This window comes from Pontivivens insulae (genome assembly GCF_900302495.1).
Lineage (GTDB): Bacteria > Pseudomonadota > Alphaproteobacteria > Rhodobacterales > Rhodobacteraceae > Pontivivens > Pontivivens insulae.
In genome coordinates this window covers 269,995-293,791 of sequence record NZ_OMKW01000002.1, presented here as the reverse complement: position 1 = coordinate 293,791, position 23,797 = coordinate 269,995, and the positions used below count along the sequence as shown (strand labels likewise).

Sequence of the window (23,797 nt, the reverse complement as noted above, 5' to 3'; positions counted from 1 at the left end):
TCTGATCTCTTAGTCGGTCAGTGCGCCGATTGCTGCACCGGTTCCACGCACTGCCAGTTTGCCAACACCGACCGCGCCACGCACGGCGGTTTCACCGACGAAAAGCGTACCATCGACCGTGTTGTCCACGACCTGTTCTGCGCTGCAAGCGCCCAGAGCCAAGACAAGTGCGAGTGCGGCACCCTTCATAGAGGCAAATTTGATCATCCTAGCAGTCCTTCACTTTGAACCGCCTCAGCGGCGGAGGCGGAACCGATCCGCCTTTCGATGTGGAGACAGATAGCCGCTTCCTTTAGTCAAGAAAAACAAATAAGAAATATGTTTAAAGCGAGTTTTTCTCATGGATAATGCACTGATCCGCACCTTTCTGGAGGTTGCTGCAACAGGTTCCTTCATTGCCGCGGCAGATCGTCTGTTTGTGACACAATCGGCTGTAAGCCTGCGTGTGCAACGCCTCGAGGCAAGCCTTGGCCAGCCTTTGTTCATCCGCTCTCGGGCTGGGGCGGAGTTGACGCCGGCCGGTCTACGCTTTGAAACCTACGCGCTGTCGTTGACAAAGATCTGGGCGGAAGCGCAGCAACAAATCGGCATTCCCGAAAGCTTCACACAATCCGTGACGCTGGGCGCTCAATACTCGCTCTGGCCACGACTGGGATTTGCCTGGATGGACGCGCTTCGCTCTGATCGCAGCGACCTTATGATCCGGGCGGAACTCGGCATGCCGGACAGGCTGACGCGGTTTCTGATTGAGGGAACGGTGCAAGCGGCCCTGATGTACACTCCACAACTGCGGCCAGGTCTTTCAGTCGAAAAGGTGATAGAGGAAGATCTGGTCATGGTCTCGGACCTCCCGGTCGTCGATATGGGGGAGGTTACGAACTACGTATTGGTCGATTGGGGGGCCGAGTTCGTGCACGCCCATGCACTGCATCTGCCGCGGCTTTCGGGTTCAGGTATCGTTTTGTCCCTCGGCGCGCTTGCGGCGGACTACATTCTTGGACGGGGACTGGCGGCTTATCTTCCCGCGCGCAGTGTCGAGCGGCGTGTTGCAGCGGGCGACTTGCATCTTGTCCCGGATGCACCCGTCTTTCCCTATCCCGTTTGGGCAGTGTTGCGGGACGATATTCCGGCAGATCTCGCCACGCGGCTCAGGCAGAGCCTTGCCCGGATTGCGGAGGGGGCAGAGGATATTCAGGCCAATGTGCGCGCGGCGCTCGACGAAATCAGTGACGACGACATCGCGACGCTTGGAGTTGCGGAGTAATGGCTCCAGCGACGCTATCGCCCCGCATTGATCGCTTGTGCCGCGTCGATGTTCTCTTGCCCGATGTCATCCACGAACTGATCCCAGACCGGCAGCATTGTATCGACCCAAGCTTGACGCTGAGCCGGAGTGAGTTGACGGATCGTCTCGCCTGACGCGAGGATCGCCTGCCGGGCCTCCTCATTGACGGCGAATGCCTCCGCGTTGCGCGTTTCCGTTACCTCTTGGATGATCGTCGCCAACTGCGTGCGCATCTCAGGATCAAGGCCCTGCCACCACTCCTCTGACGTGACCACGAGATAGTCGATGATGCCGTGATTGGTTTCGGTGACGCCATCCTGAAACTGCAGAATGTCCTGCCCGTATATATTGGACCATGTGTTTTCCTGCCCGTCCACGATGCCGGTCTGCAGCGCGCCATAGACTTCTGAAAACGCGGTCGGCTGGGACGTCGCGCCCATCGCATCGATCTGCGCGGTCAACACGTCGGAGGCCTGAATGCGAAATTTCAAACCTTCAGCATCCGCCGGCGTGATCAGAGGGACATTGGCAGACATCTGCTTCATCCCATTGTGCCAGAACGCCAGCCCGCGCAGACCGCGGCCAGTCATTGAGGTCATCATGGCCTGACCAGTCTCTGACATCTGAAAAGCGTCTACGGCGGCTATATCCTCGAACAGAAACGGCAGATCGAAGATGCGAAACACCCGGGTGAATGGCTCGAATTTCGATAGCGACGGGGCCGCGAGCTGGACATCGCCCTGCAACATCGCCTCAAACACCTGATCGTCGGTGTAAAGCGCGCTGGCCGGATAGACCTCCATACAGGCCTGCCCGTCCATCTCGTCATTGACGCGCTGCATCAGCAGATCGGCCGCGATGCCCTTGGGGTGATTGTCCGCATTTGTGACATGGCTGAACTTGATGACCATCTCACCCGGATCACAGTCGGCCAAGGCAGACGATGCGAACAGGACGGTGGGTACAAGCACCAGTGCGTAGCGAAACCCAGTCATCCGATCACAACTCCTATCCATCCCGCGCGAAACGCGCGCGGTCCAGTTCGTATTTCACCATCTTTTCATAGAGCGTCTTGCGGCTGATCCCCAACGCCTCGTAGGTCGCCTTTACATTGCCGCCCTGCCCGGCCAGCTCAGCCGCGATCGCAGCACGCTCGAACCGTTCCACGCGGCGGGGCAGCTCTGTCGCTGGTTGTTCTGTCGCAGGATCCGATGGGGCAAGACCCAGGACGAAACGATCCGCGGCATTTCGCAATTCGCGGACATTGCCCGGCCAATCCCGCCCCGCAAGCTCAGCGAACAGAGCCGTCGGAACCTCCGCAACGGGTCGCCGGTGCCGCAGCGCCGCCTGATTGACGAGATGCTGAAACAGGCGCGGCACATCTTCAATGCGCTCCGCCAAGGGCGGGATGGTCAGGGACACCACGGCCAGTCGGTAGTAGAGATCCGCGCGGAACGTGCCCTCGGCCACCCGTGCGGCAAGATCAGCTTTCGACGCCGCGATAAACCGGACGTCAAGGCGGATCGGATCATTCGAACCGACGCGCACAACCGAACGCTCCTCAATCACGCGCAACAGCTTCGCTTGCAGATCGAGGGGCAGCGCGTCGATCTCATCGAGGAATACCGTGCCGCCACGCGCATGTTCAAACTTGCCAAAGCGTTGCTTGAGCGCACCGGGAAACGCACCCGCCTCATGTCCAAAAAGCTCGCTTTCAATCAGAGACGCGGGAAGTGCTGCCATGTTGATGGCAACAAGCGGGCGATCCCCGCGTTCTGACAGCATATGCAGGCCGCGCGCCGCGATCTCTTTCCCTGTCCCGGTCTGCCCGGTGATCAGCACATCTGCGGGGCTGCCCGCAATCGTCCTGATCTGCTGGCGCAAACTGACAATCGAGGGTGCGCGTCCCACCATCAGGCTTTCGAGCCGGTCACGATTTTCGAGTGTCCTGCGCATTTCGCGGTTTTCCAGCACCAGACGCCGGTGGTGAAGGCCCCGCTCCACGGCCTCGACAAGTCGCGCAGTCTCAAAGGGTTTCTCAACGAAATCGAGCGCCCCTGCCCGCATCGCCTCAACCGCAAGCGGGACGTCCCCGTGACCCGTGATCAGGATCACCGGCAAATCGGGATCACGCTCTTGCAAGCGGGACAGAAACTCCATCCCGTCCATGCGCGGCATGCGGATGTCACTGACAATCACACCTGCAAAATCGGGACCAACAAGTTCCAGAGCACGTGCCGCACCGGCCACCGGCTCTACGCTGAAACCGGCAAGCTCCAGCGATTGCGAAACGGCCTCGCGCACTTCGGCCTCATCATCGACCAGAATCACCCGTTCCGTCATGATGCGCCCTGCTCCTTCATCCTGCGCCACTCACTGCGCGGCAACATCGGCGAGCGGCCGAGCGCGATCAAGAGTGACGACAAACATCGCCCCACCTTCGGGGCCATCATCGACGCGGATCGTGCCCCCGAAATCCGTCACAATGTTGAATGTAATCGAAAGGCCCAGCCCAATCCCACGGCCAACATCTTTCGTGGTGTAAAAGGGATCAAAGACCTGTGCGCGCAATTGCTCGGGCACACCGGGGCCATTGTCGCTTACGCGCAGGATCACCGATTGGGCGGTCTGCTCAACATCGAGCCAGATCCGTGCACCGTCTTGCCCCTCTGTCGCGTCCAGTGCGTTTCCGATCAGGTTCATCAGCACGTGCTGCAATCGAATGTCCCCGGCGCGCGCAACAGCATTTGCAAAATCGCCCCCCAACTCGACCGTGACCCCCGCCCGATCCAGACGCGCTTCGAGAAGACCGAGCGCCTCCTCAACCACCTTCGCGACGCTGGTATCCTCCAACCCTTCGCCGGGTTTGCGCGCGAAATTTGCAAGGCTGCGCGAAAGCTGCGCCATGCGCGCGGTCAGTCGCTGGATCCTGGACAGGTTTTCCCGCGCTTTTACGGGCAGGTCCCGCTCGATAAACGCGTCGGCGTTTTCTGCGTAGGAGCGGATCGCGGTGAGGGGCTGGTTGAACTCATGGCTCAGCGCGGTGCTCATCTGTCCCAAGACTGCCATCTTGCCGACCTGAACCATCTCGGCTTGGGTTCGGCGCAGTTCCGCCTCCGCTGCGGTTCTGTCACGCACCTCCTGTTCCAGCCGTTGATTTGCTGTTTTCAGCGCCGCCGTACGGGCCGATACCTTCTGTTCGAGCAGCCTGCCTTCACGCTCCCGCGCGGTGAGCCTCTGCAGCAAGGTCCGACGCCGCATCAGGATCAGAGCCACGACCAAGCCCAGCACAAGCATCACAAGCACCGCACCGATCATGGCAAGCACAGCTTGTGTGCGGGCGGTTCCAGTCTGGGCCAAAAGATGCAGCCGCCACCCTTCGGTCGCGATGGGCACCGCGACATGCATGAATTCCCGTGGCGCGCTGTCAGAGCGATCTGCCGGCCCGGTCACCAGCTCCCACGCGGATAACGGGCCATCCGAGAGGTTCGCCACCGGTGTCACAGGAAAACGTGCATCGTCCGCGAGGCTGGTCAGGCGCAAGGCGGGCTGCCCGGACAGCACGACCACCCCGTCGCGATCTGTGACGAAGACCTCATCGGGGCTGAGCCGCATCTCCTCTTCCAGGCGATCAATGTCGGCACGCACGACGATGACGCCTGCAACGCCGGTTCCAATACGTACGGGGAAACTGAACTGGTAGGCCCGCTCACCCTGACCGTCAGCATCGCCATAGTCGAACTGACGACCGAGACGCCCCTGTAGCGCCTCCATATGCTGAGGCGTACCACTGACATTGCGGTTGAGAAGAGTATCCCTGTCCGACCAGTCCGACGACGCGATGACCTGCCCGTCGAGATTGACCAAAAAGCTCTCTTGCGCACCCGTCGCAAAGCTCCAACGCTCCAGCAGCAAACTCACCCGGTCGCGCAACTCGAAATCGTCGGGATAACGCAACGCACGGGACAGATCGGGATGGCGTGCGAAAACGGATGGCAACGCACGGAACCGGCCCAGCCAGCCGTTCAGGTTTTCCCGTTGTAGCGCGATGGATGTCTCCGCCCGCTCTGCCAAGCGTTCGAAGAAATAGCGTTCCGCCGCCTTGAACGTCGCGATTGAGAGCACTGCGACAAGGGTGAGCAGCCCAAGTGTCAGGGGAAGATTGCGTTTGAGATGGCGCAAGCGGAACATGTGCTCAGGTTAGGCGCGTGGCAGGTGCAGGTGCAACTGCCGCACTAACGCAGCGATCTCACAAGGCTCAGATCAACCTCTTGGACGCGGTCCAGATGCAAAGGCAGCTCAACCCTCTCCTGTTCTACCACCATCAGGAGCGGGCCTGCCACCTGCTCGGGTGTTCGCGGAGGAAAGCTGATCAGCAATGCGTCCCCCCCCTCAAGCGCGAGTGGGCCCAGCCGTTGGCGCAACGGTGGGGCACTGCCCGCAGGCAATTCGGTCAGGATCACCGGCGCAGCGGTCAGCACCCCCAGCCAGCGGCATAGGATCTGGTCTTCGAGCCTGGCAGATGCGAACCCGCTGCCACCCAAATCCTCCATCGCGATCAGCGCCGTTTCGCATCGCGCAGCTTCGAAGCGATCTTGTGCGAAAGGATCAGCATAGGCGGGTAAACCGCCCGCATATCGAGCGTGAACTGAGGCGAGCGCCATGACACCGGCCAAAAGACACGGACCGATCAATGCCAGCGCGCGCAATGGCGCGGCCTTGGACGTCGACAGTTCACGCGGAATGGAAAGCGCAAGCACCGGTGCGAGCATCAGCACGCATGCCGCGAAGTCTCCGCCGGTCGCGTAGGCGATGCCAGCGCCCAGCACACCGCCGATCATCGCACCTGCCGTCCCCGCGCTGCCAACGGTCAGGACACCCAGCAGCAGCGGGCCGAGGGCCAGTACCCACAACAGTTCAACCGGTGCCGCCATGTCGCCTATAAACAATGCAACAGGGACAAAACCTGTCGCCACCAGCCACAGCACCCAGGGCGTGACTATCAACCCGGCGACCCCAAGGCTGAGCGCGCCTGCCCGCCAGCGTTTGCGCCCAGCGCTCAAGAGAAAGCCCACGATCCCCCCAACCAGTGGCCCAGCGCTCCAGATCGAGGTCATGACAGCAACCGCGCCGAACAGTCCTGAGAGCGCCCAGAAAGACCAGCGTTCAGGATCTTTCTTGCGTTTGGGTGGCTTTGCAGCCTCCAGTCCGATGAGCAAAGCGCCCGTCATTGCCGCCATCCCGGCGATATCGGCGCTGTCACGCAGCAGATGCCACAACACAATCGGTGAACCGATCACGAGAGTGCCCGATATGATTGCAGCGCGTCGCATCTTTACCGGCGCGGAGAAGATCATAGCTGCGAGGATCACGCATGTCGCGATTGGGCCGCAGATGCGCAGCGCGAGCACCGTGTCACCAAAGACGGCCTGCGCACCGCGGGTCGCGAACGTGGCGAGCGGTTCGGTCCAGTAATAGCGATAGAGCTCTGACCGCGCGCTGTCCCATAACAGCGCCTCGTCAACGGAAAGCGGAACCGCCTCCTGCCACAAACCAGCAAACGGCAACAGGATCGCCGCAACGGCAATGATCGCGAGCAGCCCATAGGGCGGCGTCGCCTTGGAAGCGCGTCGCGCCATCGTGTTCTCCAGATCTGGAAGTCGGGTCAGGCCGCGCGGGCAAGCCCATGGGCCGCGCGGGCGAACGCCTCGAACAATGGACGAGACACCGGATCAGCACCGGCATTCCACTCTGGATGCCATTGCACGCCCATGGCGAAACCGGGTGCGTCGGCAATATGGATCGCCTCTGGCGTGCCGTCCGGTGCATATCCCTCGATCACGACACGTGCGCCCGGCTCATCAATCCCCTGTCCGTGCAGGGTATTGGTGCGCACGGTGGTACCGCCAAAAATCTGTGCAAATCGCCCGCCCGGCGTGAGCGTCACATCGTGACGCAGTTCGAATTTCTCTTCCAATGTCCCATCCGGCGGCATGCGATGGTTCATGCGACCCGGAAGGTCACGAATTTCTGGATGCAGGGTTGAGCCAAAGGCCACCGCCAGTTCCTGAAAACCTCGGCACAACCCCAGTACTGGGACGCCGCGCGCAACCGCCTCGCGGATCAGCGGCAGGGCCAAGCCGTCACGAGCACGATCAAAGGCGCCATGCGCTTCGGTCTCATCATGCCCATATTCGCTGGGATGAACATTCGGTCGGGCCCCCGGAAAGATGAATCCGGCACAGGTCTCGAGGGCCTCCGCGACCGAGATCAGAGCCGGATCGGCGGGAAGAATAACTGGAATTGCGTCACAGACGTAGCGCACCGCATCCAGATTGAAGGTGCCGCAGGCCTGCGCGGGATACTCATCGTTGATGAGATAGCTGTTGCCAACAATACCAATCACGGGGCGAGACATGCACGAACTCCGAACTACAGGATGCCGGATAGAGCATAATGCGGTCACCTCTGGGCGTCGAGAGGTGCAGGCGCATCGTTGCGTCAACGATGGCGCGCACGAGCACGCGTCACTCCGATCAATCCTCGCGGATCAGGGCCGTCACCTCGATCTCAATCTTCATCCTTGGATCATAGAGACCGGCCACCATCATTGTCGCGGCGGGGGCTGCCTGTCCGAGCCACTTTCGCAAAGCGGGCCAGCACGGCTCGAAATCCGCCGCATCCGGCAGAATATAGGTCACTCGAATGACATCTCGCATGGATGCGCCGACGGCGCGCAAAGCCTCGTCAATATTGCGCATCGTCTGCTCTGCCTGATCTGCCGGATCCTCACTGATCGACATGGTCGCATAGTCGAACCCCGTTGTGCCCGCGACCATGACCCATCGGCCATCCCGCACAGCGCGGGAATAGCCGATGGTCTTTTCGAACTCAGACCCCTGGCTGTGGAACTGGCGGCTCATGGCTGACCTGCAAGCCCTGCCGCCTCGATCCCTGCCATACCCGCTTCAGCATCATTGTCGGATGTGTCGCCGGTCACGCCAACCGCACCGATGGTGTTGCCGCGCTTGTCCTGCACCAGAATGCCGCCGGGCACCGGAATGACCTTCCCATCGTAGACACCGTTGACTGCATTCATGAAGTAAGCCTGCGCCTCGGCCCGCGCCATCTGCGCCTGCCCGCCCATGCCCAGCATGATCGCGCCATAGGCCTTTGCCCGCGCGATGTCGAAACGACCCGGTGCCGCGCCGTCTTCACGCTCGAACGCCTTAACGTGGCCGCCGCTGTCGAGAACGACGACGGAGAGCGGCTTCAGCTCCATCTCCCGCCCCTTTGCGAGGGTCTTTGCAATGATAGTGCGTGCTTTGCGATGTGAAATTTCAGCCATGTGGTGGGTCCGATCGGTTGTCATGCCTTGCGACCGTAGCGGCCTCCGGCGGGGATATTTACAGGAAGTGAAACGGGGCGGATTGCGCCACCCCGAATTGCCTAGCTGACGGCTTTCAGCTCAAGCCGACGCTTGTGCAGTACGGGCTCTGTGTAGCCTGACGGCTGGGCGGTTCCCTCGTAGACGAGTTCCTGCGCGGCCTTATAAGCGATTGTGTCATAGCCCGGCGCCATCGGGATATACTCTGGATCGTTGGCATTTTGCTCATCCACTTTGATCGCCATGCGCTGCAAGACCTGCTCGACCTGATCACGGGTCACGACGCCGTGGTGCAGCCAGTTGGCCATATGCTGGGAGGAGATGCGACAGGTCGCGCGATCTTCCATCAAGCCCACATCGTGGATGTCAGGAACCTTGGAGCATCCAACGCCCTGATCGACCCAACGCACAACATAGCCAAGGATGCCCTGGGCGTTATTCTCAAGCTCTGCGGTGATCTCTGCGTCTGACCAATTCTCCCCGTTATGGACGGGGATCGTCAGCAGGTCGCCTAACTTGCCGCGAGCACCTCCTGCGGCCAACTCCGCCTGTCGGTCGAGAACGTTGAGTTTGTGATAATGCGTCGCGTGCAAGGTTGCCGCTGTTGGCGAGGGCACCCATGCGCAGGTTGCACCCTGTTCCAGATGCCCGATCTTCTGGTCCAGCATATCGGCCATAAGGTCGGGCATGGCCCACATCCCCTTGCCGATCTGCGCTGTCCCCTTCAGACCACATGCCAGCCCGATATCGACGTTGCGATCCTCGTAGGACTTGATCCAAAGCGTCGACTTCATCGCGCCCTTGCGCAACATTGGCCCCGCCTCCATCGAGGTGTGCATCTCGTCACCGGTCCGGTCAAGGAAGCCGGTATTGATAAAGGCCACACGGTGTTTCGCCGCCCGGATACACTCCATCAGATTGGCCGAGGTCCGCCGCTCTTCATCCATGATGCCGAGCTTCACCGTGTGGCGTGGCAGGCCCAGCGCATCCTCGACGTGATCGAAGATTTCCGAGGCAAAGGCGACCTCATCGGGTCCGTGCATTTTCGGCTTTACGACATAGACTGAACCATGGACCGAGTTGCCACCCTCGCGCTGAAGATCGTGCATCGCGCAGAGCGTGGTGATCATCGCATCGAGCAGGCCTTCACCCGCTTCATTACCATCCCGATCAAGCACGGCCGGGTTTGTCATCAAATGCCCGACATTGCGCACCAACATCAGCGAGCGACCCTTGACCGTCACATCCCCCTGCGGGGCGTTGTAAACCCGATCCGGGTTCATGGCCCGGGTGAAGGTCTTGCCGTTCTTTGTGACACTCTCCTCCAGATCGCCGCGCATCAAGCCCAGCCAGTTAGAGTAAGCGAGCACCTTATCCTCCGCATCCACGGCGGCGACGCTGTCCTCGCAATCCATGATCGTCGAGACCGCACTTTCCAGAACAACATCTGCAACGCCGGCTTTGTCGCTGCTGCCGATCTGGTGATTGCGATCAATGCGCAGTTCGATCTTCAACCCATTGTTCTGCAGAAGGATCGCCGTTGGCGCATCTGCATCCCCCTGCCAACCCAGAAGCTGTGTCGGATCAGCCAGCGCGATGGAATGGGTCGCGATCGGAGCCTCGCCGGACGGCGCCTCGTCCGTGGCCTTTCGCGTCGCATCTGCTGCGCGGAAGTCCTGATCGTTCAGGATCTCAGCTTCGAGGCCACCCTGCACGATACGATACCCAACGACATCGCGGTGCGAGCCAGAGAAAAGCGGCGCCGCTTCGTCAAGGAAACCCTTCGCCCAGTCAATGACGCGCGCGCCACGGGCGGCATCATATTCTCTACCCGCAGGAAGATCGCCCATCGCGTCCGTGCCATAGAGCGCGTCATAAAGACTGCCCCAGCGCGCGTTCACTGCATTGAGCGCATAGCGCGCATTCATCACAGGCACCACCAGTTGGGGGCCGGGTGTCGATGCGATTTCCGGATCGACGTTTTCCGTTTCAATCTCGAAAGGCTCACCTTCCGGCACCAGATAACCGATCTCGCGCAGGAATGCGGTATAGGCGTCCGCATCATGGCTTTGACCGCGATGATCGCGATGCCAGCTGTCAATTTTGGCTTGGATATCTTCGCGAATGGACAGCAGTTCGCGATTGCGCGGACCTTTGCCGTGAATCAGTTCAGCCAGCCCCGACCAGAATGCTTCGGCGGCCACACCGGTGCCCGGCAATGCCTTTTCGGAAATGAAATCATGGAGTTCTGCCGCAACCTTCAGGCCGCTTTGCTCAACATAAGTGGTCATTTCATGCTCTCCCGAAGCTGTTGTTGGTTCCGAGATAGTCGGCAATGCGTCCAGTCGAAACACTTTTGAGATAAGATTCCACTCTATGGAATGACGTTGATGGGGGTGACGCAGCTGTGTTGCTGAGCCATGTAAGGCGCAACACCAAAAGGACGAGCCATGACCGACCCGACCATTCGCTTAGCTGACTACACACGCCCGGCCTGGGAGGTGGACACGGTTCATCTGACGTTTCGCCTTTCTCCGGACGCCACGGAGGTGCGCGCGCGGATCCGTTTCAAACCGGGGCGCGGCGGCGATCTGTGGCTCGACGGCCAAGCGCTCGACCTGTTGGAGGCCGCAATTGACGGCAAGCCGGTTGCACCGGCAGTTGGCAAGCAGGGGCTAAGCGTTCCAGCGGCTGACTTACCTAAGGATGGCTTCGAATGGACCTGCACGACGCGGATTGATCCTGAGGGCAATACCAGCCTTGAGGGGCTCTATCTCAGTCAGGGCATGTATTGCACGCAATGTGAGGCGGAGGGGTTCCGGCGCATCACCTACTTCCCGGACCGCCCTGATGTGATGGCAATCTACACCGTCAGGATCGAAAGCGACCTGCCCGTATTGCTGTCCAACGGAAACAGGATCGGCTCTGGTCCCGGTTGGGCCGAGTGGCATGATCCGTGGCCAAAGCCCGCCTATCTGTTCGCCCTCGTAGCCGGAGATCTGAAGAGTGTCACCGACAGCTTCACCACCCGGTCGGGGCGCAAGGTTGATCTGGCCATATGGGTCCGCGATGGGGATCAGGATCGCTGTGCCTATGCCATGGACAGCCTGAAACGCTCGATGCGCTGGGATGAAGAGGTCTATGGCCGAGAATATGACCTCGATCTCTTCCAGATCGTCGCTGTCGATGATTTCAACGCGGGGGCCATGGAGAATAAGGGCCTCAACATCTTCAACTCCAAATATGTGCTCGCCTCCCCTGAAACGGCGACAGATGGCGATTTCGAAGGGATTGAGAGCGTCATCGCGCATGAGTATTTCCACAATTGGACTGGTAACCGCATCACTTGTCGCGACTGGTTCCAGTTGAGCCTGAAGGAAGGGCTGACCGTCTTTCGGGATCAGTGCTTCACAGCAGACATGCGCTCTGCCCCGGTGAAACGCATCCAAGACGTGCAGGGACTGCGGGCCGCTCAGTTTCGCGAGGATGCAGGCCCCCTTGCTCATCCTGTCCGGCCTGAAGAATATGTCGAGATCAACAACTTCTACACTGCGACGGTTTACGAGAAAGGGGCCGAAGTCATCCGTATGTTGCGGGAGATTGTGGGCGCCGAAGCGTATGAAACGGCACTCAACCTCTATTTCGAGCGCCACGACGGACAGGCTTGTACGATTGAGGATTGGCTACAAGTTTTTGAAGACGCCACGGGACGCGACCTATCGCAATTCAAACTGTGGTACAGGCAAGCAGGTACGCCGCAGCTCGATGTTGAAGAACAATTTGACGGGACGGTTCATCGCCTGACCTTCCGGCAAAACGTGCCCGCGACCCCGGGGCAGCCCAATAAGCAGCCGATGCCGATCCCGGTGCGGTGGGGTGCATTGGATGCGTCGGGTCATGAATTTGCGAACGGTCTGCATATTGCCGATGCCGCGGTCACGACGCTGGACATTCCCTGCAGCGCTCGCCCGGTGATGTCATTGTTGCGCGGCTTTTCCGCGCCTGTTCACCTTAAGCAGGCCGAACAGGTTGGAGATCGCGCCCATCGGCTGGCCCACGACACCGACCCGTTCAATCGCTGGGATGCCGGGCGCGCCCTTGCGATGGAGGCCCTGCTCGACGGTGGCGATACACAGGACTGGTGCGACGGCGTTGGCCGCGTGCTGGAAGATGAAGCGCTGGACCCCGCTTTTCGTGCGATGGTCCTGTCCGTGCCCGGCGAAGGCGAGATCGCCCAAGCCACTGCGCTTGCCGGGCGGGTCGTCGACCCGGATGTGATCCATGCACGTCGCAAGCAGGTGCGCCAGAACCTCGCCCATCATCTTTCTGACAGGCTTGCGCCATTGCGGGACGCCCAGCAGATCGACGGCCCCTATTCCCCAGACGGCAGCGCGCCCGGAAAGCGCGCGCTTGCAAACGGATTGCTCGGGCTGATCGCCTTGCAGAGCGACGGCCTAAACCTCGCACAAGCCGCATTCGACCGGGCTGACAATATGACGGACAGTCTGGCGGCCCTCACCATCCTAACCGCGCATGGTGCCGGGAAAAATGCTCTTGCGCATTTTCATCACAGATGGTCCGGGGTCAGCCTGGTCATCGACAAATGGTTCGGGGTTCAAGCCCGTTTCGGAAGCATTGCGGATATCGAGGCGCTGCTGGATCACACGGAGTTCACGTGGCGCACGCCAAACCGGTTCCGTGCCCTGATCGCCAGCTTTGCTTTCGGAAACCCAACCGAATTCCATCGCAAGGATGGGGCGGGCTATCAATTGCTCGCGGATTGGCTGTTGCGCATGGATGCGCTTAATCCGATGGTCGCGGCCAGAACCAGTACGGCCTTTGACAGTTGGCGCACTGTGACCGAGGACCGGCAAGCCTTGATCGCAACTCAGCTGGAGCGGATTGCAAGCGCGCCAACCCTTTCAAAGGATACAAGTGAAATGATCGGCCGATTGCGCGCAGGCTAATTTCGATTGATCAAACACAGTCCCCGCCCGAGGCGCGTGCTTGAAAGCGAGCGCGCCTCCGGCGGGGATATTTGAGCCAAGAAGAGTTTCGGGATCACCCCACGAAGGCTTTTTCCAGCACGAAATCCGCAGGCGCGCTGTTCGAGCCTTCCTTGAAGCCGCGCTCCTCCAGAATGGCTTTCACATCGGTGTTGAGGCCCATGGATCCACAGATCATGACGCGGTCATGAGCTGGATCCAGCGGGTCGGTGCCCAACGCGTCATAAAGCGCGCCCGAGCGCATCAGATCCGTGATGCGACCGCGATTGACGAAGTCTTCCTGCGTGACCGTCGGGAAGTAGTGCAGCTTTTCTGCCGCCTCCTCGCCCACCAGCGGGTCTTCCGGAATGTGATCCACAAGGTCCTGACCGAAAGCCAGCTCATCCACCGTGCGGCAGGTATGTGTCAGGATCACCTGATCGTAGCGCGCATAGACATCCGGGTCGCGCATCAGCGAGGCGAAGGGTGCGATGCCGGTTCCTGTCGCAATCATCCACAGACGCTTGCCGGGCAAGAGCGCGTCCGTCACCAGCGTGCCGACGGGCTTGGGGCGCACGATCACCTGATCCCCCACTTCGATCTTCTGGAGACGAGAGGTCAGCGGGCCGTCCGGTACCTTGATCGAATAGAATTCCAGCGTCTCATCCCAAGAGGGCGACGCGATGGAATAGGCGCGCAGAAGCGGCTTGCCGTCATCTTTCAGGAGCCCGATCATCACGAATTCCCCCGAGCGAAAGCGCAGGCTCGCGGGCCGCGTCACGCGGAACGAAAACAGCGTGTCGGTCCAGTGTTTGACTTCAGTGACAGTCTGCGCGTCGGGCAGAACAGGTGTTTTGATGGGTTGTTGAACGGTCATCTTGCGAACTTTCGGTCAATTCCGGGCAGTACGCCCCGGCTTCAAGCCGGGGTCTCGCGCTGCAGAGAGAGGCCCCGGGTCAAGCCCGGGGAGCGGCGGGTGTTGAGTGCGCCTCGGCTCAAGGCCAGGGTTTCCGTCACGCCGAACGGCGGAACTTCGACTGGTAGCTGATCTTCTGGACCGGATCCCACTGCGGCTCTGGCTGGCGGGCCGCAAGCTCTTCAGAAATTTCGACCTCGTCAAACCCGGATCCGCGGGCTTTGCGGTACTGATCCGCGATGACATGGCCTTCGGCGCGCAGGCGTCCCTGATAGCCAAGATCCCGCAGACGCGAGGCAATGGAATAACCCCGCCCATCCGCACTCGACGGGAACGGGATGCGGATCGCCGGGGCCGCCTTTACACTGTCCCAGATGGCGACAACATCCGCCGTGTTCGGCAGGTCGATCCCCTGCTCGGCCCGCGCCTCACCAAGAGGCGCAAAACCTGCGTTGAAGCTGTCCGGGCCGAAGCCCGCATCGGTCACGATGACGCTCATGCTGCGTCCTCCTTGTTCAGCGGGCCGCGCACGATCTTGCCGTCCACGAAATGAATGCCGCATTCTTCCTTGTCCTGATCGCGCCAGCGGCCCGACCTTGGATCTTCGCCCTCTGCCACCTTGGTTGTGCAGGGCGCACATCCGATAGAGGGATACCCCTGCGCCACCAAAGGGTGCCGGGGCAGCTTGTTGTTCCACATGTAATCCTGCACATCGGCAGGCGCCCAGTGGGCCAGCGGATTGATCTTGATGCGCCGGTCGCCCTCCGCCTCGAAAAAGTCGAGCTTTGCGCGGGTCCCCGACTGGAACCGTTTGCGCCCGGTGATCCAGGCATCATAAGGCGTCAGCGCTGCTTCCAGAGGTTCGGTCTTGCGAAGGTTGCAGCACGCATCCGTATCACGTTTGTGCAAATCGCTTTTCGGGTCATGAAGTGCGAGTTGCGTGCGGCTGGCCTTGACAACCTGCACATTGGTCAATCCCAATTGGGATGCCACATCGATCTGATATTGCAGGGTTTCAGGGAACAGCATTTCTGTGTCCACAAAGATAACCGGCAGACTGGGCCGATCTACGGAGACCATATGCAGCAGCACAACGCTCTCAGCCCCGAAGGAGGAGACGAGGGCCACGCGTCCCGTCTCCCGCGCATTCAGCGCCTCTTTGAAAACGGCGCGCGCGGCATGGTGGCGGTAGCGGCCGTTCAGGGCCGCGACACGCTCATCCACTGTGGCAAAAGTCGCCTCAGGCCGCATTGGCCTTCTCCGCCTGTTCGGGATAGAGGGCCGCTTTGAACGGGGCCATGCCGACGCGGCGATAGGCCGCCAGGAACTCTTCCTCCGGACTGGTGCGCAGGTCGAGATAGGCGGTGATCAGACGCTGAACCGCTGGCACGATCTCATCATAGGCAAAGCCCGGCCCGGCCCGCTCACCGACCGTCGCCGTCTCAGTGCCGTCGCCGCCAAGGGTGATCTGGTAGTTCTCCACCCCTGCCCGGTCGAGGCCGAGGATGCCGATATGCCCGACATGGTGGTGGCCGCAGGCGTTGATGCAGCCGGAGATCTTGATCTTGAGCGGGCCGATATCGCGCTGCGCATCGAGATCGGCGAAAGCCTCAGATATCTGCTGTGCAACCGGAATTGAGCGGGCTGTGGCGAGCGCGCAGTAATCCATCCCCGGGCATGCGATGATGTCCGAGACGAGGCCAACATTTGCCGTTGCCAGACCCGCATCCTTCAGCGCGGCAAAGACTGCAGGCAGGTCTGCGCGGTGGACATGGGGCAGGATAACGTTCTGCTCATGGCTGATCCGCAACTCATCATGGCCATAGTCGCGCGCAATTTGTGCCATTACGCGCATCTGGTCCGACGTCGCATCCCCCGGCGTCTGGCCGATCGCTTTGATCGAAATCGTGACAATGGCGTAGTCGGGATTCTTATGCGGCTGCGTATTCGTGTCGATGAACGACCGCAATGCGCCGTCGAAAACCGGAGCAATATCAGCGGACTTGTAGGCAGGTTGCTGGAAACCGCTTTCGATATGATCGATCAGGTCCTGCGGCACCTCGAAATCGTCGCGGATGCGCTCGAACACCTCGGCGACACGCGCTTGCATGGTCTCAAGGCTCTCCTCATGGACGAGGATCTTGATGCGGGCCTTGTACTTGTTATCGCGGCGGCCGTGCAGGTTGTAGACCTGCATGACGGCTTCGAGATAAGGCAGCAGATCCGCCTTGGGCAGGAAGTCCTTGAGCACCTTGCCGATCATCGGGGTGCGGCCCAGACCGCCACCGACTATAACCTCATAGCCCGGCTCGCCCGCTTCATTGCGGACCATGCGCAGGCCGATGTCGTGGGCCTTCGTCACGGCGCGGTCATTCGGGGAGCCGGTGACAGCGACCTTGAACTTGCGCGGCAGAAACTGGAATTCCGGGTGATCGGTGGACCACTGGCGGATCAACTCGGCCGTGGGGCGCGGATCCTCGATCTCATCGGCAGCAGCGCCCGCGAAGTGGTCTGCGGTCACGTTGCGGATCGTGTTGCCGGAGGTCTGGATGGCGTGCATCCCGACATCGGCCAGCGCCTCCAGCATCTCGGGCACATCCGCGAGCTTCGGCCAGTTATATTGAATGTTCTGGCGCGTGGTGAAATGGCCATAACCCTTGTCCCACGTGTCCGCGATATAGGCGAGCTGGTCCATCTGACGGCTGTTGAGTGTGCCGTAGGGGATCGCGACGCGCAGCATGTAGGCGTGGAGTTGCAGGTAGAGGCCGTTCATCAGGCGCAGTGGCTTGAACTCGTCCTCCGTCATGGAGCCGTCCACACGGCGTTTGACCTGCTCACGGAACTCCGCGACGCGGCCATAAACGAACTCTCGGTCGAAATCTGTGTAGTCGTACATCTTTTCGGTCCTCTTCCCAGCCTTGCGCCGGGATCTCTCTAGCTGCGGTCGTTGCGCGCTGTGTCTGCGGGGCCCCGGCTCAAGGCCGGGGAGTGGCGTTAAACAGCCGCAGTTTCCTGCTTGCCGTGGTGATAGTTGCTGGGGCCGCGCGTGCGGAATGCCTCACGGAAGTGAACGGGACCGGGACGGCCCGCATCATCGAGCACGGCTTCAGCGAGGTAGGGTCCAACAATCTTCAGTTGCTGGGCCTGCGCCTGGGCCAGAAGCTCATCCGCCTCGTCCTGCGAGGTGGCCACAATCGCGTCGGCGTGGTCGCGCGACCAGCCGCCCTCTGGCGTCAGATAGATGACATCACCCATCATCAGGTCGTTGGCAGTGACGATTTGGGATTTGAACGGCTTGGGCATGTTAAAGAGCCTCCGCTGCTTGCAATTCGGGAAGGGCTGCGACCGCCGCACGTGGTGCGAGGCCGAGCATCAGGATCACGGGGCCGGTCACGTCTTCACGCTCCAGCATGTCGGGCAGATCGATCAATGTCGTTGGCAGGATGCGCTGATCCGCGCGGCTCACATTCTCGATCGCGGTGACGGGCGTGTTATCGAGCGCGCCATGCATCATCAGCCGGCCACGCAGGAAGGTGCTCGCCTTCTTACCCATATAGATTGCGGCTGTGGCGCCGGGCTTTGCCAGATCACGCCAGTCCTGCTCGGCAAAACCGTCTACGTCATGGCCCGTGACCATGCGGAACGACTTGTTGCGACCCCGCTTGGTCAGGCTCTGCCCCAAGGACGCCGCAGCAGCAGACGCGGTGGTGATCCCTGGGACGATCTCCCAAGAAATTCCAGCCTGCTCCAATACTTCAATTTCTTCATCCAAGCGCGCGAAGATCGCCACGTCGCCGCCTTTCAGGCGGGCGACCTTCTGTCCCTCAGCCGCCTTCTCCACAATAAGAGCGTTTATGTCGTCCTGCTTCCAGGATGGGCCGAAACCTATCTTACCAACCTCGATGATCTCAGCCTCACGACGGGCAAGCTCCAACACCCCTGCCCCGACCAGACGGTCCGTAATGACAACATCGGCCTCATGCAGCAGGCGACGTGCCTTGAGGGTCAACAGTTCAGGATCCCCCGGCCCTGCGCCGATCAACGCGACATGGCCTGCCTCAACCTCGGCGCTCAACGTTTCGTTCAGAAGCGTGTCGAGGCTTTCGCGCGCCACGTCTTCCCCCTCAGCCAAGGCGCGGGGACCACGCTCGAAGTAGAATTTCGACCAGAATGCGCGACGGATGCGGCCCATGGGAAGAATATCGGCAACCGGGCGGAAGGCCTGACCGATCCGAGCAAGGGCGCCCAGAGACGTGGGAAGCATCTCTTCAACGCGGCGCTTGATGTCGCGGGCAAGAACCGGGGCCGCCCCTTCCGTGCCGATGGCGATCGTGACCGGATCACGGTCGACGATGGCCGGTGTGATGAACTGGCTGTCCGCAAGATTGTCGACAATATTCGTCATTGCCCCTGCACGACGCCCGATCGCAGCCGCCCGTGCATCTTCGAGGGCATCTTCATTCGCGCCATAAAGCAGAGCGGCACAAATCGCGTCCCCCTCTTCAATAGGGCGCTCGACCAGCGTGATCTTTCCGTCGCGAGCCAACTCGCGCAGTTTCTCATGTGGCTCCGCACCGTAGACCGCGATGTTCGCCTCCGTCTTGAGGATGAGGCGCAGTTTGGCCAGCGCACACTCGCCCGCACCCGAAACCACAACACGCCGACCGGCGAGGTTCACGAAGATCGGAAAATGGCGCATCGCTTGACTCCTGCCCCGTTGCGGGGTCTCAAACACTTGGGTCGTTTAGAACATTATTCCAAGATTTGGGGAATAGACGGCCAAAAATAAGAACGTTATGACTGTGTAGCGCTGCTTGGAACGCCATCGTTCCCGAAAGACGAGGAGAAGCGGAATGAACATCCGTCTTGATGCGATTGACCGGAACATCCTTGCCGAATTGCAGGCCGATGCATCGACATCGCTGGATGAAATTGCCCGTCGGGTCGGCGCGTCGAAAACCCCGGTCTGGAACCGGATCCGCAAAATGCGCGAGGCCGGGATCATCAAAGGTCAGACCACTTTGCTCGACCCGGAAGCACTTGGCCTAGAAGCTTGCTTTTTTGTACTTATTCGCACCAGTGAGCATGATGCAGGATGGCTGGACCGTTTCTTGAATGCGGTGAAAAGTCGTGCCGAAGTGATGGAGGCCCATCGCCTTGCGGGAGACATTGACTATATCCTGAAGGTGCGCGTCGCTTCGGCGCGCGCATATGATGATTTCTACCGCGCACTGATCTCGGAAGTATCGATTTACAACGTAACCTCCACACTTTCGATGGAGGAGATCAAGAACACCACCGCCCTCCCGATTCTGGAGGCTGAATGAGGGGACCCATGCTTTACCTTCTGCCATTTGTCGCACTTGGCCTGCTCTATCTCGTGATAAAACGGCGCGAGGTGCGCATTGGCATCGCAATCGTCGGAGCCTTCGGTCTGGTGGTGTTGATCGCGCTGGCCGGGCGAGACTTACTTTATCCCAGCACGCCGCCACCACTTGAGCCCGGCCAGGTCGAGATTACAGACCTTGAACTGACCCCCGGCGTCCGTACGACGACGTTGACCGGGCGTGCATTCAACCTGTCAGACGATCAAAGCATCTATGAACTTGAGATGGAGCTTACGCTTTCAGATTGCACCGATGCCGGATGTGTCATCATAGGGCAGGAGCGTGGCACGACCGTGCAACGCATCCCGCCAGGTCAGTTGCGCGACGTGCGCTTCACCTACCTTTTCAATGATCTGCCCGCCGTCCAGGGGACATTGGAATGGTCTGCGGACGTCACTGCGCTGCGCGCGAGACGCTGATATTGCGGTGCAGCGCAATTCCTGATATTGTTGCACCGCAACATTATGGGAAGCGTAGAATGTTTCAGACCCTGCCAGAGATGATCCGTCCTCGCGCTGGCGAGGCGATTACCGACTATTGGATGAGTTTTTCCCCGATGGCGCCGTTTTTCGGCGTTGAGTGGCGCTTTGCCTCGCTGATGTCCGGAACGGACGGACATACGCCTGTGATGGCAGAAGCCAGCGCCAAGATGGGCGACGCCATGGAAGATGCAGCCATGTCCGCTGCAAAAACCAGCAAAGCCGCCAGTGAAATCGCTGAACACGTGATCGACGATCTGACGCAGATTAAGGGCGTTGGCCCAAAAATGGCCAATGAGCTCAACGAACTGGGCATCACCACCCTGCGTGAAATTGCCGAGATGGGCGAACGCCAGATTGATGAGCTGAGTGCGCAGTTGTCCGCGTTTCGCGATCGGCCCGTGCGCGACGATTGGGTTGGTCAGGCCAAGGCTCTGATGGGTCTGGCCTGACCCTACTTGTCGGCTATTCGGCGGCAGCGATGATGCCGCCGAAATCGGCCGCCTTCAGCGACGCTCCCCCGACCAGAGCCCCGTTCACGTCGGTCACTGCGAAGATTTCGGCGGCATTCCCGGGCTTAACCGAGCCACCATAAAGGAGGCGCGTCGCGGCAGCGTCTTCCGCGCTCATCAAATCGGCAAGCGCCGTGCGCAGCGCGCTGTGCACTTCATCGATGTCCGCAACGGACGCGACTTTTCCCGTCCCGATGGCCCATACCGGTTCATATGCGATCACCGTGTTTGCAGCAGTCGCCCCCGCCGGAAGTGAGCCTGCAAGCTGGCTGCGCGCCACCTCAAGGGCGCGACCCGCATCACGTTCCGCCTCAGTCTCTCCAATGCAAATGATCGCAATCAGACCAGCCTGATGGGCTGCTGCCGCTTTTGCTGCGATGGCGGCGTCGGTTTCCCCGTGATCCGCGCGACGCTCGCTATGGCCAACGATGACGGCTGTTGCGCCAAGCTCTGCAATCAGTGTTGCAGAGGTATCACCAGTATGCGCCCCGGACACATTCGCGTGGCAATCCTGTGCGCCAACGGCGATCTTCGTGCCACTCGCAGCTTCAACCATGATCGGCAGCAAGGGCGCGGGCGGGCAAAGCATCACGTCGCAGCCCGGCGCCGGGTGGGCTGCCGCCAGCGCGGAAACCTCTGCCATCGCGGCGCGTGAGCCATTCATCTTCCAGTTTCCGGCGATCAGGGGGCGGATATCCGACATGGAGCAGTCCTTCTGGTATGGTGTTTGCGCACACATACCGCACCCTCGTGCATTTCACACCCCCTTGCGCCCGAAGCGTCAGCCCTCGTCGGGAACGACGAATTCGACGCGGCGATTCTGAGCCCGATTTTCCGGCAGGTCCGTTCCATCTTCCGCGCGGTTTGGAACGATTGGGTCGGCTTCGCCAACACCATTCACCGTAATCCCGTCCGCAGAAAGCCCCCCCTCAGAGACGAGCCAATCGCGAACAGCCGCCGCGCGACGCTCTCCCAATGCGACATTGAACGCTTCATCGCCCACGCTGTCCGTATGACCGTTCAGCGTAAACGCCCCAAGTTCTGCGAGGCTCGGCGCGATGGAGGACAAGGTCGCAATCGCTTCCGGCTGCAAGGTCGCATCCCCAAATCCAAACAGAACGTCCGAGAGCATGACCATCGTGTCAGGCTCGCCCTCTTCATCATCACGCATTTCAAGATTGTCGTCGGATGCCGCAATTTCTTCGAGGGTCGGGGCGTCATCCGCCGCCGCCTCAACCTCCTCAACGGCCACTTCGGTCACGTCCGCGACCTCCTCGGCAGCTTCAACGGTTTCGCTGACAACTTCTTCAAAGACTGGATCCGCGGCTGCGTCGGTCGACGCGTCCGTACTTTCCTGAGCATATGCGGGAAGGGCAACGCTGACCATCAGGCCAAGCATCAAAGGGGACAAACTGGTTTTAAAAGAGGTCATGTCGGGCTCCATTCCTAAGATGAGCCGACCCTATGCAAGACCATGAAATGGCGCGAATAACGTTCGCACAGTAGATCGTGAGCGGGCGTTACATTCCCGCGAACTTGATCGACTCTCCACATCCACAGGCTTCGGTCACATTCGGATTCCGGAACTCGAACCCAGACTCGAGAAGGGATGTGACATAGTCAATCTCTGTCCCGAAGAGAAACATCTGTGCCATCGGCGCGATCATGACCCGGGCACCGTCCTGTTCGACGATCTCATCGAGGGGATCGATCTCGCTGACATAGTCCATCGTGTATTCCATGCCGGCGCAGCCGCCCTTTTTCACGCCGATGCGCAGACCAGATTTGTCGCCACTTTCCATCAGGCGGCGAATCTGCGCGGCGGCGCTGTCTGTCATGGTAACGGCCTGTTTGCCGGGGATGGCGAACATCGGACTACTCCTCACAATACCTGAGTGGAAAGATAAGGTGTTGATCTGGGCGGCTCAACCCCCACGCGCCGTCAGATATCCTGCAAGGGCCTCCAACGCGGCTCTGATTGCGGGTTCGTGTCGGGCTTCATGATGGGTGACCAACCATTCCTCGGTCTGCAATTCATCGATTACCGGCCCGATCTGAACCAGATTTTCCTTATCCCGCACGACCGAAAGCGGCAAAACGATGCGACCAAGGCCGGCCTGCGCGAGAGAGAGGCCGAGTTGCGTGTGATTTGCCCGCGTCACAATTTCTGCGCCATGATGTCGCTGAACCCAGGCCGAAGTACGCGTTGCTGCCGCATCCCCAGAACTGCCGATCCACCCCTCGACATCGTGATCGCGGGCAAAGATCGCATAGTTCACCGTGCCGATTTTTCGTGCGGCAAGCCAAGGCTGCTCGGGCCTTCGGTTTCGCACCCCAATATCAACCTCTCTTCGCGCGATATCGAGCTTTTGGTTCGTGTTGATGAATTCAGGCAGCCAGATTGCATCAGGCGACCAGTACCGCCTGAGATTCGCGGCCAGATCGGCGCCGGTCCACATACCAGCGGAAATCCGCACCGGTATTGGTCCCTGCCCGGCCTTTCGCCAGGCCTCAATTTCTGCGGCGGCCCGCTCCATATCAGCCGCCTTAGCGAACAGCGACCGGCCCTCGGCAGTTAATGCGTACCCGGCAGCTCCATGCTGAAACAATCGGCGACCCGTCTTTGCCTCAAATGCGCGAAGTCGCCTGCTGAGGGTTGCGACACTGATCCCTGTCTCAGCCGCCGCTTGAGTAAGGCTTGCATGGCGTCCGACCACGGCAAACAGACCGATATCATCCCAACCAAGATCGCTTTTCATTTTTGCAAACCGCCTCACGTTTCTGGCTGTAGCGAGATTCATGCTCAGCCCTCATATTGCTAAGCAGACCACAATATTACAAGGAGT

General features: G+C 60.4%; 24 protein-coding genes. 5 read left to right on the top strand and 19 right to left on the bottom strand.

The window, feature by feature from the left end; translation table 11 throughout:
• Positions 1 to 9: 9 nt before the first annotated feature.
• A complete protein-coding gene (locus POI8812_RS06780; protein WP_108781800.1) occupies positions 10 to 207 on the bottom strand; it encodes a hypothetical protein in 198 nt (65 codons plus the stop codon).
• Between the two features lie 133 nt (positions 208 to 340).
• On the opposite strand from POI8812_RS06780, the gene POI8812_RS06775 reads away from it, so the two are divergent.
• On the top strand, positions 341 to 1,264 hold the full coding sequence (locus POI8812_RS06775; protein ID WP_108781799.1) for a LysR family transcriptional regulator: 924 nt from the start codon (positions 341 to 343) through the stop codon (positions 1,262 to 1,264).
• Positions 1,265 to 1,278: 14 nt separating this feature from the next.
• On the opposite strand, the gene POI8812_RS06770 is transcribed toward POI8812_RS06775, so the two are convergent.
• From POI8812_RS06770 to POI8812_RS06735, 8 genes are all read right to left on the bottom strand, one after another.
• On the bottom strand, positions 1,279 to 2,280 hold the full coding sequence (locus tag POI8812_RS06770) for a DctP family TRAP transporter solute-binding subunit (protein ID WP_108781798.1): 1,002 nt from the start codon (positions 2,278 to 2,280) through the stop codon (positions 1,279 to 1,281).
• Positions 2,281 to 2,293: 13 nt separating this feature from the next.
• The gene (locus POI8812_RS06765; protein ID WP_211310400.1) at positions 2,294 to 3,628 is read right to left on the bottom strand and encodes a sigma-54-dependent transcriptional regulator; all 1,335 of its coding nucleotides are present in this window, start codon (positions 3,626 to 3,628) and stop codon (positions 2,294 to 2,296) included.
• A gap of 30 nt (positions 3,629 to 3,658) precedes the next feature.
• On the bottom strand, positions 3,659 to 5,467 hold the full coding sequence (locus POI8812_RS06760; RefSeq protein ID WP_162844942.1) for a sensor histidine kinase: 1,809 nt from the start codon (positions 5,465 to 5,467) through the stop codon (positions 3,659 to 3,661).
• Positions 5,468 to 5,520: 53 nt separating this feature from the next.
• Positions 5,521 to 6,924, bottom strand: a complete 1,404-nt coding sequence (locus POI8812_RS06755; RefSeq protein WP_108781796.1) for an ArnT family glycosyltransferase — start codon at positions 6,922 to 6,924, stop codon at positions 5,521 to 5,523.
• Positions 6,925 to 6,950: 26 nt separating this feature from the next.
• Positions 6,951 to 7,703 carry a gamma-glutamyl-gamma-aminobutyrate hydrolase family protein gene (locus tag POI8812_RS06750; protein WP_108781795.1) on the bottom strand — a complete coding sequence of 251 codons (753 nt, stop codon included), beginning with the start codon at positions 7,701 to 7,703 and terminating at the stop codon, positions 6,951 to 6,953.
• 118 nt (positions 7,704 to 7,821) lie between these two features.
• Complete coding sequence (locus tag POI8812_RS06745) at positions 7,822 to 8,208, bottom strand: RidA family protein (RefSeq protein ID WP_108781794.1); 387 nt, start codon at positions 8,206 to 8,208, stop codon at positions 7,822 to 7,824.
• Positions 8,205 to 8,633: a GlcG/HbpS family heme-binding protein gene (locus POI8812_RS06740; protein WP_108782501.1), complete on the bottom strand. Its 429-nt coding sequence runs from the start codon at positions 8,631 to 8,633 to the stop codon at positions 8,205 to 8,207. Before POI8812_RS06740 ends, POI8812_RS06745 begins: the two co-directional genes overlap by 4 nt.
• Positions 8,634 to 8,734: 101 nt before the next feature.
• Entirely contained in the window at positions 8,735 to 10,963 is a 2,229-nt protein-coding gene (locus tag POI8812_RS06735) for a malate synthase G (protein WP_108781793.1), read from the bottom strand.
• A gap of 159 nt (positions 10,964 to 11,122) precedes the next feature.
• On the opposite strand from POI8812_RS06735, the gene pepN reads away from it, so the two are divergent.
• Positions 11,123 to 13,639, top strand: coding sequence for an aminopeptidase N (gene pepN / locus POI8812_RS06730; protein WP_108781792.1), 2,517 nt, complete (start codon positions 11,123 to 11,125; stop codon positions 13,637 to 13,639).
• A gap of 94 nt (positions 13,640 to 13,733) precedes the next feature.
• Here pepN and POI8812_RS06725 read toward each other — a convergent pair whose 3' ends face one another.
• The 6 genes from POI8812_RS06725 to cysG form a co-directional block, all read right to left on the bottom strand.
• Entirely contained in the window at positions 13,734 to 14,534 is an 801-nt protein-coding gene (locus POI8812_RS06725) for a ferredoxin--NADP reductase (protein WP_108781791.1), read from the bottom strand.
• A gap of 136 nt (positions 14,535 to 14,670) precedes the next feature.
• Positions 14,671 to 15,072 carry a DUF934 domain-containing protein gene (locus POI8812_RS06720; protein ID WP_108781790.1) on the bottom strand — a complete coding sequence of 134 codons (402 nt, stop codon included), beginning with the start codon at positions 15,070 to 15,072 and terminating at the stop codon, positions 14,671 to 14,673.
• Positions 15,069 to 15,824 (bottom strand): phosphoadenylyl-sulfate reductase, encoded by a 756-nt coding sequence (locus tag POI8812_RS06715; RefSeq protein ID WP_108781789.1) that lies wholly within the window; start codon positions 15,822 to 15,824, stop codon positions 15,069 to 15,071. Before POI8812_RS06715 ends, POI8812_RS06720 begins: the two co-directional genes overlap by 4 nt.
• Positions 15,814 to 17,469: a nitrite/sulfite reductase gene (locus POI8812_RS06710; protein WP_108781788.1), complete on the bottom strand. Its 1,656-nt coding sequence runs from the start codon at positions 17,467 to 17,469 to the stop codon at positions 15,814 to 15,816. Before POI8812_RS06710 ends, POI8812_RS06715 begins: the two co-directional genes overlap by 11 nt.
• Positions 17,470 to 17,567: 98 nt before the next feature.
• On the bottom strand, positions 17,568 to 17,876 hold the full coding sequence (locus POI8812_RS06705; protein ID WP_108781787.1) for a DUF2849 domain-containing protein: 309 nt from the start codon (positions 17,874 to 17,876) through the stop codon (positions 17,568 to 17,570).
• A 1-nt stretch (position 17,877) separates the two neighbouring features.
• Positions 17,878 to 19,272, bottom strand: a complete 1,395-nt coding sequence (gene cysG, locus POI8812_RS06700; protein ID WP_108781786.1) for a siroheme synthase CysG — start codon at positions 19,270 to 19,272, stop codon at positions 17,878 to 17,880.
• A gap of 154 nt (positions 19,273 to 19,426) precedes the next feature.
• Here cysG and POI8812_RS06695 point away from each other — a divergent pair, with 154 nt between their 5' ends.
• Genes POI8812_RS06695 through POI8812_RS06685 form a run of 3 tightly spaced genes read left to right on the top strand, consistent with a single transcriptional unit; the run spans position 19,427 to position 20,891 of the window.
• On the top strand, positions 19,427 to 19,900 hold the full coding sequence (locus POI8812_RS06695) for an Lrp/AsnC family transcriptional regulator (RefSeq protein WP_108781785.1): 474 nt from the start codon (positions 19,427 to 19,429) through the stop codon (positions 19,898 to 19,900).
• Between the two features lie 8 nt (positions 19,901 to 19,908).
• Positions 19,909 to 20,379, top strand: a complete 471-nt coding sequence (locus POI8812_RS06690; RefSeq protein WP_108781784.1) for a hypothetical protein — start codon at positions 19,909 to 19,911, stop codon at positions 20,377 to 20,379.
• Between the two features lie 59 nt (positions 20,380 to 20,438).
• Positions 20,439 to 20,891: a helix-hairpin-helix domain-containing protein gene (locus POI8812_RS06685; protein ID WP_162844941.1), complete on the top strand. Its 453-nt coding sequence runs from the start codon at positions 20,439 to 20,441 to the stop codon at positions 20,889 to 20,891.
• 13 nt (positions 20,892 to 20,904) lie between these two features.
• Here the strand turns inward: POI8812_RS06685 and tpiA are convergent, their stop codons facing one another.
• From tpiA to POI8812_RS06665, 4 genes are all read right to left on the bottom strand, one after another.
• The gene (tpiA, locus tag POI8812_RS06680) at positions 20,905 to 21,645 is read right to left on the bottom strand and encodes a triose-phosphate isomerase (RefSeq protein ID WP_181377195.1); all 741 of its coding nucleotides are present in this window, start codon (positions 21,643 to 21,645) and stop codon (positions 20,905 to 20,907) included.
• 87 nt (positions 21,646 to 21,732) lie between these two features.
• Entirely contained in the window at positions 21,733 to 22,383 is a 651-nt protein-coding gene (locus POI8812_RS06675; protein ID WP_162844940.1) for an OmpA family protein, read from the bottom strand.
• A gap of 88 nt (positions 22,384 to 22,471) precedes the next feature.
• On the bottom strand, positions 22,472 to 22,822 hold the full coding sequence (locus POI8812_RS06670) for a HesB/IscA family protein (RefSeq protein ID WP_108781780.1): 351 nt from the start codon (positions 22,820 to 22,822) through the stop codon (positions 22,472 to 22,474).
• Positions 22,823 to 22,876: 54 nt separating this feature from the next.
• Complete coding sequence (locus tag POI8812_RS06665; protein ID WP_162844939.1) at positions 22,877 to 23,710, bottom strand: LysR family transcriptional regulator; 834 nt, start codon at positions 23,708 to 23,710, stop codon at positions 22,877 to 22,879.
• Positions 23,711 to 23,797 lie beyond the last annotated feature (87 nt).